Here is an 11,716-nt window from a genome sequence, read left to right as displayed (position 1 = left end):
CCGTTCGATTCAAGACCGGCGCGGCCGCCCGGCCGCGCCCTGTTGCGCCGTCACGCTCACAGCTTCGGCGGCTCGGCGCCGAACCACTTCTTGTAGATCTGCGCGTAGCGGCCATCGGACTTGATCTTCACGAGCGACGCGTTGACCTTCGGCACGAGCGGGCTGCCCTTCGGGAAGCCGATCCCGTACTTGTCGCCGCTCACCGGCTGGCCCGCGACCTTCACCTTGCCCTTGCCTTCGTTGTTCACGAAGAACAGCACGTTCGGCGTGTCGTGCATCGCCGCGTCGACGCGGCCGGCCTCGAGCGCGAGATACGCCTGGTCGATGTTCGGGAACTGGCGGATCTCCTTCGGCTTCAGGTGCGCCTTGATCCAGTCGATCGTCGCGGTGCCCGTCTTCGCGGCGATCACCTTGCCGTTCAGGTCGTCGATCGACTTGATCGACGTGTTGTCGGCCTGCACCATCGCCGCGAGCCCGCTGTCGTAGTACGGCGCGGAGAAGTCGATCGCCTTCTTGCGCTCTTCCTTGATGGTCATCCCCGACAGCGCGACGTCGATGTTCTGCGTCTGCAGCGCCGGGATCAGGCCCGCGAAATCCATCGGCTGGATCGTGTATTTCCAGCCCTGGTCCTTCGCGATCTCCGCCCACAGGTCGAGATCGAAGCCGACGTACTTGTCGCCCTGCTTGAACTCGAACGGCATGAACGACGTATCGGTCCCGACGACGAGCGTCTTGGTATCCGCGTGCGCGATGCTGGCGCCGAGCGCGGCGACCACCGCGACGGCTTTCAGGAAGGAACGACGACTCATGGCTTTTCTCCGCATGGTTGAGCGATGTAACCGGCCGGCTGGCCGGGGAACGACGACATCAAGCCGCACCGCAACATGCGATGTTGAATTAGACCTTAGTGCAACAAGTGTTGTCAACACGGATACTACGACAACAAAAAAACGCGCAACAAGTAATTGCATCGAGACAAACCCGCGCGGGACGGGCGGGATTGGTCAGAGGAAAAGGCGGGGGAATGACGGCGGGAGCGCGCGGCGGGGCCTGGACTCGGGAATGGGGCGGGCGAGCGGTATTTGCCGGCAACCGCCGCCGCTCAACGAACGGAACGAATCGCGAGCGGCAACGCCGCCCGGCATGACTTCAACACGACATCCGTTACGCCGCCACCCCGCTCGCCTGATGCGAAACCAGCCGCGCATACGCACCCTGCCGCGCGATCAGCGCCGCATGCGTTCCCGCCTCGATGATCCTGCCGTGCTCGAGCACGAGGATCGTGTCCGCGTTGCGCACGGTCGACAGCCGATGCGCGATGATGATCGACGTCCGCTGTGCCATCAGATCCTCCAGCGCCGCGCGGATCTGCTGCTCGCTGATCGTGTCGAGGTGGGACGTCGCTTCGTCGAGGATCAGCACCGGCGCATCCTTCAGGAACGCACGGGCGATCGCGACGCGCTGGCGCTGTCCGCCGGACAGCTGCACGCCGCGCTCGCCGACCCGCGTCGCGAGCCCGTCGGGCAGCCGCGCGACGAATGCGCCCAGCGCCGCGTGGTCGATCGCGCGCCGGACGTCCTCGTCCGATGCATCGTGCGCCGCGAGCCGGATATTCGCTTCGAGCGTGTCGTTGAACAGATAGGTATCCTGCGCAACCAGCGCGATGTGCCGGCGCAGATCGTCGAGCCGCAGATCGCGCAGGTCGACGCCGCCGAGCGTCACGCGCCCGTGCTGCGGATCCCAGAAGCGCAGCAGCAGGCTCGCGACGGTCGACTTGCCGGCGCCCGATGCGCCCACCAGCGCGACCGTGCTGCCGGGCGGCACCTCGAAACTCACGCGATCGATCGCCGGCACGCCGCGGCCCGGGTACGTGAAGCCCGCGTCCTCGAACCGCACGGTCGCGTCGCCGGACAGCGCATGCGCGCCGTCGACGACGGTCACCGGCTCCTTCTCGAGCGCGCGCAAGCGCCGCGTCGATGCAATCGTGTCGGCCAGCTGTCGCGCGACCTGGCCGATCTCGGCCACCGGCATGAACGCGGCCACCGCGACCAGCACCAGCAGCGGCAACGCTTCATGCGCGAACCAGCCGCGCGCGCACAGCAGCGCACCGAGCGCCGCGACGGCCAGCCCGCCGAGCCCGCTCGCGACTTCGAGCGCGGCGCTCTGCGCCGACAGATCGTCGAGCAGCTTCGCGCGCTGCTGCCGGTACGCGTCGGCTTGCGCGACGAACGCGGCACGCCGGCGCGCGAGCGCCTGGAACGCGGTCAGTTCCGCGAGCCCCTGGATCGTTTCGGTCAGGTGCGCGCCGAGCAGGCCGAGCGCCTCGCGTGCGCCGGTGCCGAGCCGGTCGACGTCGCGCCGCGCCAGCACGGGCGCCAGCCCGGCCCACAGCAGGAACGGCAGCAACACCAGCGCGAGCGGCCATGCGACCGACGCGAGCAGCACCAGCACGCCGGCCGGCACCAGCACCGCGACGAACGCGGGCGCGAGCGTATGCGCATAGAAGTATTCGACGGTCTCGACGTCCTGCGTCGCGAGCGCGACCAGATCGCCGGAACGGCGCCGCAGCAAACCGGCCGGCGCGAGCCGTTCGAGCGTCGCGAACAGCGCGATGCGCATCTCGGCGAGCAGCCGGTACGCGACGTCGTGCGCGAGCCACGATTCGAGCCAGTGCAGCACCGCCGCGACCGGCGCGACGACCAGCAGCGCCGCGACGAGCGCGCCGTTCGCGTGTCCGTCCGACACGCCGCCGACCACCCGCGCACCGATCACGCCGACGCCGATGAACGCGAGCACGCGACCGATCCCGAACAGCACGGTCAACAGGACCTTGCCCTTCCACGGACCGACGAAGCGCAGCAGCGCGCGCAACGTTTCGGGCCAGCCGATCGTCGCCGCGTCGTCGTTCAGCGGCCTGACCTGCGGGCCCGATGCAGCACGCACGCCCGCGCCGCCGGCCATCGCGGCCGTGCCGACGGCTTCGGCGGCTGCCTCCAGCTGCGGCCCCATCAGCTGGCGATACGGGCCGTCGCGCGCGATCAGTTCCGCGTGCGTGCCCGCGTCGACCACCCGCCCCTGGTCGAGCACCAGGATGCGATCGGCGCCGATCACGCTGGACAGCCGGTGCGCGAGCACGAGCGTCGTACGCCCGCGCGTGAGCCGGTCGAGCGCCTGCTGGATCAGCGCTTCGTTCTCCGCATCGACCGACGACAGCGCCTCGTCGAGCAGCAGGATCGGCGCATCGCGCAACAGTGCGCGCGCGATCGCGATCCGCTGGCGCTGGCCGCCCGACAGCATCAGCCCCCGTTCGCCGATGCGCGTCGCATAGCCGTCGGGCAGCGCCGAGATGAAATCGTGCGCGTTGGCGGCTCGCGCGGCCGCGATCATGTCCGCGTCGCTCGCGTCGGGACGGCCGAGCCGCAGGTTGTCGGCGACGCTGCCGTCGAACAGCGTCGCGTCCTGCGCGACCACCGCGATCATCTCGCGCACCTGATCGGCGTCGAGCGTGCGCACGTCGTGCCCGCCGATGCGGATCGTGCCGCCCTGCGCATCGTGCTGGCGCAGCAGCAGGCGCACGATGGTCGACTTGCCCGCGCCGCTCGGGCCGACGATCGCGACCGTCTCGCCTTCGCGCACCGTGAAGCCCAGCGCCGCATGGGCATCCGCGCGACGCCCCGGATACGCGAAGCTGACGCCGTCGAACACGATCTCCGGCCGCAGGTGCGGCACGCGCGGCGCCGCGGCAGCCGGCGTGTCGCTGCCCGCATCGAGCAGCGCGTGAATCGCGTTCGCCGCCGACTGGCCGATCATCCCCTGGTGCAGCACGCCGCGCAGGTCGCGCAGCGGCCGGAAGATTTCGCTGCCGGCCATCAGCACGATCAGCAGCGCCTCGAGGCTCATGTCGCCGTGGCGCACGCGCCATGCGCCGACCGCGATCGCCGCCGCCGCGCCGAGGCCGGTGCCGAGATCGGTGAAGAGCCGCGTCAGCAGCCCGAGCGCGAGCACCCAGAACGTGCTGTCGGACAGCGCGCGCGCCTTCGCCGCCAGCTTCGCGCCGAACGCGCCGCTCTGCCCGAACGCCTTCAGCGTCGGCAGGCCCTGCACCGCGTCGAGAAACTCCTCGCCGAACGCCTTGAACGCGGCCGAGCGGGCGAGCGCCGCGCGCCGGTCGGCGCGATGCACGAGTTGCGGCAGCGCGAGCGTGACGAGCGCCGCGACCAGCAGGATCGCGGCCGTCGGCACGTCCCACCATGCGAGCACCGCGAAGATCATTACCGGCGCGCACGCGGCGATCACGAGCTGCGGCAGGTAGACGCCGAAGAAGGTCTGCAGCTGCTCGACGCCGTCGACGACGGCCAGCATCACGCCGCCCGTGCGCTCGCCGCTGAACCATGCGGGGCCGAGCGCCGCGATCCGGTCGAACAGCCGCGCGCGCAGCGCGGACTGCACGCGCCCGGCCGTCTGCTGCGCGAGCACCGTGCGGCGATGGTCGAGCCATGCGCGCAGCAGCACGCAGGCCGCGGTTGCAACGACGGTTTCGGCGATATCGCGCGCAGGCGCGCCGGTGAAGACGAGCGCCAGCACGCGGCCGAGAAACACGAACCGGAGGATGCCGACACCCATCGCGAGCAGCCCGAGCGCGACAGCGGCGGCGACCCGCCAGCGCAATCCCGCCATCATCGCCCATAGTCGTCGGTCGAAATACATGAAGCCCTCCGGTCGGTTTTTTCGTTGCGGTTCGATTGACCGGACCAAGGCTACCCGCGCCCCCGACGCGCGGCAAAAGATGATTTTTCAACGGGTGTTGAGTCAACTACAATACCCCGCATGTCGCACCTCCCTCCCCTCAGCGCGCTGCGTGCTTTCGAGGCGGCCGTCCGCCTCGGCGGGTTCGCGCGCGCGGCGGCCGAGCTGAACGTGTCGACGAGCGCGATCAGTCACCAGATCCGCGCGCTCGAGGAATCGCTGGGTGCCCGCCTGCTCGAACGCAGCACGGGGCTCGGCGGCATCGGCCTCACGCAAGCGGGCGCCCGCCTGCTGCCGGCCGTCAGCGATGCGCTGTCGAAGCTGACCGACGCGTGCGCCGAGATTCGCGGCACCACCGCGCAACGGCTGACCGTGTCCGCCAACGCGCCGTTTTCGTCGATGTGGCTCGCACGCCGCCTCGCGGAATTCTCGTCGCTTCATCCCGACACGCCGCTGCACGCCGTCGTGGTCGACGACGAACCGGATTTCGCGCGCAGCGGCGTCGATCTCGCTATCGTGCACGTGCCCGCGCACCGGCTGCGCGCCGACGACGACATCCTGATGCGGGAAACCGTGTTTCCGGTGTGCAGCCCCGAGCTGTTCCCGTACGCATCCGGGTACGTGTGCCGCTCGCGGCTGCTGCAGGAGATGCACGAGGACAGCCCCGAGATCGACTGGCGCAACTGGGCCGTGCACTTCGGCCTGCCGGACGACTTCGAGACGAAGATCGTCCGTTACAGCAGTTTCAGCCAGGTGATCGGCGCGGCCGTGGGCGGCGCGGGCATCGCGCTCGGCCGTGTGCCGCTGATCGAGCCCGAACTGCGCAGCGGTCGCCTGGTGCCGCTGGTGCCGGGCCTCGAGCGCGATGCGTCGTGGCGCTTCGTGCTGCGCCGCAATCCGTCGGCACGGCACCGGCTGCTCGATCCGTTGATCGGGTTCCTGCGCCGCGAAGCCGATGCCCCGCCGCTCCAGCGCGCGAAGATCGTTGCGCCCGCATCCAACGACAGTCACGCGCGCGACGCGGGCGGTGCGTAGCGCGCCCGCGCGCACAGCGGGCGCAGGCATCGCCGGTTCGCTACCGCGTCACGGCGTCGCGAAGAACAGCGCGACGACGCACGCCATCCCGCCGGACCACACGAGCGAACGCAGCGACGCCCAGTTCAGCAGGTACATCAGCGCATAGACGACGCGAATCGCGACGAACCCCATCGCGAGCTGGTCGACGTGGTGCGCATTCGCGCCGTTGTGCCATGCGACGACCAACCCGGCCGTAAACAGCGCCAGCGCTTCCCACGCATTCTGGTGCGCGGCCTGCGCCCGCGCGCGCCAGCCTTCGAGCTTCGCGAGGTACTCGCGCGGCGTGTGGTTGTCGTAACCCTTGCGGGCCTTGGCCAGGAACGTCATCGGGAACGGCAACAGCGCCGCGATGAACAGGCACAGCTGGGACGTCGTCATCAAAGTCCCCTCCTTTATGATTACATTGATCAATGACATGGTCGCGCAGAGCTTAGCATTGCGTCGCGCTGTTCGCGCACCGGTTTTCTAGACGGGAGACTCGGCAAGGCAGGCTGGCGAAGGCCGTGTCGACATGGGTCCGGCACAAAAAATTCCACCAAATCGCCGACAAATACGTTAATTAAAACTGGTCGAACACCAATAAGATAGCGCCCAACACTGGCTGGGTGCGCAATCGCACCAGCCACTGACCCGCGCCGCCGCGCGCGTACCGAACGACTTTCGACCCGAGCCCGCCCATGCCCCGTCCCATCGTCGCCCATATCCGTCCCGACGCCGTCCGCCACAACCTCGACTTCATCCGCCGCACCGCCGCGCAATCGCGCGTATGGGCTGTGATCAAGGCCAACGCCTACGGTCACGGGATCGAGCGGATCTATCCGGGCCTCGCGGCCGCCGACGGCATCGCGCTGCTCGATCTCGACGAAGCCGTGCGCGTGCGGGAACTCGGCTGGGACAAGCCGGTGCTGCTGCTCGAAGGCATCTTCGAGCCGGCCGACGTCGAACTGGCCGATCGTTACCGGCTGACGGTGGCCGTGCACTGCGACGCGCAGCTCGACCTGCTGATCGCCGCGAAGCCTCGGCAACCGATCGACATCCAGCTGAAGATGAACTCCGGGATGAACCGGCTCGGCTACCGGCCCCACGCATTCCGTGCCGCGTGGGAGCGCGCGGCGGCCGCGCCGTCGATCGGCAAGATCACGCTGATGATGCATTTCGCAAACGCCGACGAAGGCGAAGTCGACTGGCAGCTCGAGCAGTTCGATGCGGCCACCGCCGGGATTCCGGGCGAGCGCTCGACATCGAATTCCGCGGCCGTGCTGTGGCATCCGCGCGCGCATCGCGACTGGGTCCGGCCGGGCACGATCCTGTATGGCGCGTCGCCGACCGGCGCGTCGCGGCACATCGCCGACACGCCGCTGATGGCCGCGATGACGCTGACCAGCAAGATCATCGGCGTGCAGACGCTCGCGCCGGAAGAAACGGTCGGCTACGGCCGCCGCTTCACCGCCGACCAGCCGATGCGGATCGGCGTCGTCGCGTGCGGCTATGCGGACGGCTATCCGCGCCACGCGCCGACCGGCACGCCGATCGCGGTGGACGGCGTGATGACGCGCGTCGTCGGCCGCGTGTCGATGGACATGCTGACCGTCGACCTGACGCCGTGCCCGGATGCCGGCATCGGCTCGAGCGTCGAGCTGTGGGGCGATCAGGTGAAGGTCGACGACGTCGCGGAAGCCAGCGGCACGATCGGCTACGAGCTGATGTGCGCGCTCGCGCGCCGCGTGCCGGTCGTGGTCGTGCCGTCCGGCGCGTCGACGGTGCAGCCGGCGCCGCGCACGGGCAGCTACGGGCGATAACCGGGGCGCGGATGCGGCGGCACGCTCGCGGGTCGCTGCGCATCCGGACGCTCGGAATCCGCTTGCGGGCCGCGTCGGGCGGTCCGCTTGTTTTGTGCGGTCTGCTTTTGCGGCCTGCTTTTGCCGCATGTACCGACGGCGAAGCACAGGCGGGACGCAGCGCGCAACCGGTCCACGGGCGCCACACACTACGAACTACGAACTACTCACTCCACGTCGGCTTGCGCTTCTCGAGGAACGCATCGATCCCCTCGCCGGCGTCCTCTTCCATCATGTTGCGCGCCATCACGTCGCCCGCAAAAGCGTATGCGTCGTCGAGCGGCAGCTCTCGCTGCCGGTAGAACATCTGCTTGCCGTAGCGCACCGCCGCCGGGCTCTTCGCGACGATCTCCGCGACCTTGCGCGCGACGGCCGCGTCGAGCGCATCCTCGGGCACGGCCTCGTTGACGAGCCCCCACGCGGCGGCCGTCGCCGCATCGATGAAACGCCCGGTGACGAGCATGTCGAACGCGCGCTTCGCCGACACGTTGCGGCTCAACGCAACGGCGGGCGTCGAACAGAACAGCCCGACATTGATGCCCGACACCGCGAAGCGCGCGGTGTCGGCCGCCACGGCAAGGTCGCACGCGGCGACGAGCTGGCAGCCGGCCGCCGTCGCGATGCCCTGCACGCGCGCGATTACCGGCACCGGCAGCGCGCGCATCGCGAGCATCACGCGGCTGCATTGCGCGAACAGCGTGCGGTAATAATCGAGTTCGGGCTTGCCGCGCATCTGCCGCAGGTCGTGGCCCGCGCAGAACGCCTTGCCCTGCGCGGCGAGCACGACACAGCGCACGTGCGGATCGGCGGCCAGCGAATCGAACGCGTCCTGCAGGCTCGCCAGCATCGCCTCCGACAACGCGTTGAACTGTTGCGGCCGGTTCAGCCGCAGCGTGACGACACCGTCGTGGGCCTCGCGCAGCAGGATCGGCTCGGCTGTCTCGTGAATGGGTTCCATGATGCTCCGCTCGATGGGGTTCGATCGGACGCGAACCGGCGGCACGGGCAACACGCGTCCGGATTCGCGATCGACATGATCACGAATCGTCCTCCAGTTTGCGCGAGACGTCCAGCGAAGCGGACGGACCGCCGGCGCAGCAGACGTTCGCGGTAATCGGGCGGCGCGCCACTCGCGTGCGTGGTCAGGGCCGCGTGCAGGAGCGCACATCACGAATTTCGACCGTCGCGCCGTCCTGATTGCGGATCGCACGGCCTTGCGCGTACTCGGCATACTCGCTTGCGAACACCCCGTTACAACCGGCGACGCAGCGGTCGCGCGTCCCGAACCGCAACGTTGAACGCTCAAGCGGTACCGAGCCCGCTCCCGCCGAATATCGGCTCAGCCCGCGAGCTTCTTCAGCGCGTCGAGCACCGCATCGCCCTTGAACGGCTTCACGATCCAGCCCTTCACGCCGGCGGCCTTGCCGCGCTCCTTCATCGCCGGGCTGCTTTCGGTCGTCAGCATCACCACGTTGACCGACGTGTTCGCCAGCTCGCCGCGGATCTTCTCGACCATCGTCAGGCCGTCCATGTTCGGCATGTTCACGTCGCTGATCACGAGACGCACGCCGGGCGTCGCCTTGAGCTTCGCGAGCCCGTCCTTGCCGTCCACCGCCGTCGCGACGTCGAGCCCGTGATTGCGCAGGAAACCCGCGACCTCGTCGCGCACCGTGCCCGAATCGTCGACCACCAGAATCTTTGCCATGCCGTCTTCCCCTTTCGTCGTTGCCGACTTCAACATTCAAAACAGTTCGAGTTCGCCCGCTTCCACCATCGGCCCCACGTCCTGCACGGATTCGCGGAAATCCTCCGGCGACCAGCTCAGGCTGAACACGAAACGCTGGTCGAGCCGCACCGACCGCCCCGATGCGGGGTCGGTCATCCGGTACTTGAAACAGAGCTGCGGACAGTCGCCGCCGAACGAAATGAACTTCTGCTTGTGATTGACGACGAGCGGCACCTGCACCGGATGGCGCGCAAGGGCCTCCGCGTCGCCGAGATAGCGGTTCTTGAACGCGCCCCACACGAGGTTGGTCAGCTCGCCGAGCACGCTGTTCACGTCGCGGAAATCAGGTGCGCGGCCGTCGTCGCGCGTGCCGCCGATCATGTCGAGCAGCGGCTGCTCGCTCGTCTGCAGCAGCATGTAGCCGCGGCACCATGCGCTTTCCAGCGCGATCAGGCTGAACACCTCGCCGAAGATGATCTGGTCGCGCACGATGCACGGCGTGTCGCGCTCGATCGTCATGCCGGGGAACAGGCTGTCAAGCCGCGCCTCGGTGATCTCGGCGATGCCGCGCACCAGTGCGTTCGGGTAGTCGCGGCCGAACAGGTATTCGTGGATCGCGCGCTTGAGCGGCGTCAGGTCGTCGGCGACGTAGGCCGCGCACGCGACGCGCGCGAGCGCATCGGGCAGCCCGTCGCGCGACGCGTCTCCTGCAGTCGACATGCGGCGCAGGATGATCGGCAGCTCGGGTCGCAGCGCATCGATCTGTGTCGCGACGATCGCGCTTTCGTCCGGCGAGCCGCCGTAGTCCTCGGCGAGCAGGATCGCGCCGAGATCGATGTTCGAGCGCAGCACCTTCAGCAGCCGGTTGCGCCGCACGGTCAGGCCGACCAGGTTGTGCTCGTCGCAGAAGCGCTTGAGCGTCGCCGCATGCGCGCGGCTGTCGTCGAGCACGAGCACCTTGCTGACGGGTTGATCTACGGTCATGTCGCGGAGTCCTCGCAATCGGTCAAAACAGTTCGAGCTCGCCGCCCGTGTCCACGCTCGCCGCTTCCGACACGTGGAAATCGACCGGCGCGTTCGCGCACACGCACAGCGTCGCGCCGATCCGCACGTCGCCGTCGAGCGTCACGTCGTACGCGGCCACATGGCCGGGATTCAGCGCCTGCAGGTAGTCGATGCTCGCGCCGCTCAGCAGGTAAGGCGTCGACATCCCGAGATCGGGGAACGGCACGGTCAGCGCCTGGTTGATCGCGCCGCAGCACAGGTTCGCGACTTCCATGAACGCTTCGGGCAGCGGCCGCTGCGCGCTCGCGCCGGGCGCCGCCGCAGCGAAATGGCGGCGCGTCGGTTCGTCGTCGCGAAAATGCAGCGCGAGCAGCAGCCGGAAATGCAGCGCCGAGATCGTCAGCACTGCGACGTGTTCCGCGATCTTCGGCATCGCGCGCGACTTCGTGCGGGATGGGTCATGCGACGCGCCGTGTGCGTCGTCGACAGCCGGCCGGATCTCGCACACGCCGCCGGACGCGAGCCGCGTGCGCGCCGCATCGAAGAAGATCCGCTCGAAACCGGCGCGGGCCTGCGCACTGATCACGCCGCCGCTCCTTCGAGCCGCGCATGCAGCTGCCCGGCCAGCGTCTCGACCGTCGCAAGCGCGGCCGTGATCATCTTGCCGCCGGCCTGGATGTCCTGGAACGTCGCGGCCGTCACGAGATCGTTGCGGTTCAGGCTGTCGCGATAGCTGTTCGACAGTTGCTGCGAGCGCGCGGCAAGCCCGCGCACCTCGCTCGCGACGATCGAGAAGCCGCGTCCCGCGGCACCCGCGCGCGCGGCCTCGATCGATGCGTTCAGCGAGACGATCGACACGTGCGCGACGATCGCCGACAGCTCCTGGTTCTTCGTGCGCATGTCCTGGTTCTGCGTGGTCAGCGAGATCATCTGCTCGTGCCAGCGCTCGAACGTGCCGGCCAGCCCGCGCAGGCGCGCGGCTTCGCCGGCGAGCTTCGCCGCGTGCTGCGACAGCGCGGCGCGCTCGGCCGCGAGCGCCTGCAGCGCGTCGCGCTGCTCGCCGGTGCCGGCCGCCTCGCGCGCCCGCGTTTCCTCGAGTTCCGTTTCGCGGCGCGTCCATGCCTGTGCGGCTTCCACATGTGCGGCCGCGGCTTCGTCGGCCCGCGCATCGGCCGCGCCGAGCGCGGCGCGCAACACGTCCGCTTCGCGCGTCAGCGCGGCAACGAGCCGCGCGCGTGCGATGCGCCACGCGAACGCGGCGATCGCCGCGACCACGAGGCCGCCCGCCAGCGCGGCACCGATCGGGATCATCCACGCTTGCACG

The 11,716-nt window shown here is 69.2% G+C and carries 10 protein-coding genes; 2 read left to right on the top strand and 8 right to left on the bottom strand.

Translation table 11 applies throughout. The annotated features are described in order from the left end of the window. Positions 1-56: 56 nt before the first annotated feature. Both glnH and U4Z31_RS25465 read right to left on the bottom strand, forming a co-directional pair. A complete protein-coding gene (gene glnH, locus U4Z31_RS25470; RefSeq protein WP_044843946.1) occupies positions 57-809 on the bottom strand; it encodes a glutamine ABC transporter substrate-binding protein GlnH in 753 nt (250 codons plus the stop codon). Between the two features lie 355 nt (positions 810-1,164). Then, positions 1,165-4,707, bottom strand: a complete 3,543-nt coding sequence (locus tag U4Z31_RS25465) for an ABC transporter ATP-binding protein (protein WP_321811713.1) — start codon at positions 4,705-4,707, stop codon at positions 1,165-1,167. A gap of 120 nt (positions 4,708-4,827) precedes the next feature. On the opposite strand from U4Z31_RS25465, the gene U4Z31_RS25460 reads away from it, so the two are divergent. Beyond that, positions 4,828-5,781 (top strand): LysR family transcriptional regulator, encoded by a 954-nt coding sequence (locus tag U4Z31_RS25460; protein WP_321811712.1) that lies wholly within the window; start codon positions 4,828-4,830, stop codon positions 5,779-5,781. Positions 5,782-5,829: 48 nt separating this feature from the next. Here the strand turns inward: U4Z31_RS25460 and U4Z31_RS25455 are convergent, their stop codons facing one another. Continuing rightward, on the bottom strand, positions 5,830-6,201 hold the full coding sequence (locus U4Z31_RS25455; RefSeq protein WP_044843943.1) for an MAPEG family protein: 372 nt from the start codon (positions 6,199-6,201) through the stop codon (positions 5,830-5,832). Positions 6,202-6,500: 299 nt separating this feature from the next. Here U4Z31_RS25455 and alr point away from each other — a divergent pair, with 299 nt between their 5' ends. Next, positions 6,501-7,622 carry an alanine racemase gene (gene alr, locus U4Z31_RS25450; protein ID WP_257775344.1) on the top strand — a complete coding sequence of 374 codons (1,122 nt, stop codon included), beginning with the start codon at positions 6,501-6,503 and terminating at the stop codon, positions 7,620-7,622. A gap of 202 nt (positions 7,623-7,824) precedes the next feature. On the opposite strand, the gene U4Z31_RS25445 is transcribed toward alr, so the two are convergent. The 5 genes from U4Z31_RS25445 to U4Z31_RS25425 form a co-directional block, all read right to left on the bottom strand. Beyond that, positions 7,825-8,619 (bottom strand): enoyl-CoA hydratase, encoded by a 795-nt coding sequence (locus tag U4Z31_RS25445; RefSeq protein ID WP_321811711.1) that lies wholly within the window; start codon positions 8,617-8,619, stop codon positions 7,825-7,827. Positions 8,620-9,000: 381 nt separating this feature from the next. Beyond that, positions 9,001-9,366 (bottom strand): response regulator, encoded by a 366-nt coding sequence (locus U4Z31_RS25440; RefSeq protein ID WP_006765703.1) that lies wholly within the window; start codon positions 9,364-9,366, stop codon positions 9,001-9,003. Positions 9,367-9,402: 36 nt separating this feature from the next. Beyond that, positions 9,403-10,371: a chemotaxis protein CheX gene (locus U4Z31_RS25435; RefSeq protein ID WP_321811710.1), complete on the bottom strand. Its 969-nt coding sequence runs from the start codon at positions 10,369-10,371 to the stop codon at positions 9,403-9,405. 22 nt (positions 10,372-10,393) lie between these two features. Beyond that, on the bottom strand, positions 10,394-10,978 hold the full coding sequence (locus tag U4Z31_RS25430) for a hypothetical protein (RefSeq protein ID WP_321811709.1): 585 nt from the start codon (positions 10,976-10,978) through the stop codon (positions 10,394-10,396). Beyond that, positions 10,975-11,715 (bottom strand): methyl-accepting chemotaxis protein, encoded by a 741-nt coding sequence (locus tag U4Z31_RS25425; RefSeq protein WP_321811708.1) that lies wholly within the window; start codon positions 11,713-11,715, stop codon positions 10,975-10,977. The genes U4Z31_RS25430 and U4Z31_RS25425 overlap by 4 nt, the downstream gene beginning before the upstream one ends. Between the last annotated feature and the right edge of the window lies 1 nt (position 11,716).

The organism is Burkholderia sp. BCC1985 (genome assembly GCF_905339915.1).
Taxonomy (GTDB): domain Bacteria; phylum Pseudomonadota; class Gammaproteobacteria; order Burkholderiales; family Burkholderiaceae; genus Burkholderia.
Note: the sequence above shows the minus strand (reverse complement) of the source record. Positions and strands in the feature narration are given on the sequence as shown.

Coding starts and splice junctions, on each gene's coding strand:
- glnH (WP_044843946.1), bottom strand. CDS start 809: ATGAGTCGTCGTTCCTTCCTGAAAGCCGTCGCGGTGGTCGCCGCGCTC.
- U4Z31_RS25465 (WP_321811713.1), bottom strand. CDS start 4,707: ATGTATTTCGACCGACGACTATGGGCGATGATGGCGGGATTGCGCTGG.
- U4Z31_RS25460 (WP_321811712.1), top strand. CDS start 4,828: ATGTCGCACCTCCCTCCCCTCAGCGCGCTGCGTGCTTTCGAGGCGGCC.
- U4Z31_RS25455 (WP_044843943.1), bottom strand. CDS start 6,201: ATGACGACGTCCCAGCTGTGCCTGTTCATCGCGGCGCTGTTGCCGTTC.
- alr (WP_257775344.1), top strand. CDS start 6,501: ATGCCCCGTCCCATCGTCGCCCATATCCGTCCCGACGCCGTCCGCCAC.
- U4Z31_RS25445 (WP_321811711.1), bottom strand. CDS start 8,619: ATGGAACCCATTCACGAGACAGCCGAGCCGATCCTGCTGCGCGAGGCC.
- U4Z31_RS25440 (WP_006765703.1), bottom strand. CDS start 9,366: ATGGCAAAGATTCTGGTGGTCGACGATTCGGGCACGGTGCGCGACGAG.
- U4Z31_RS25435 (WP_321811710.1), bottom strand. CDS start 10,371: ATGACCGTAGATCAACCCGTCAGCAAGGTGCTCGTGCTCGACGACAGC.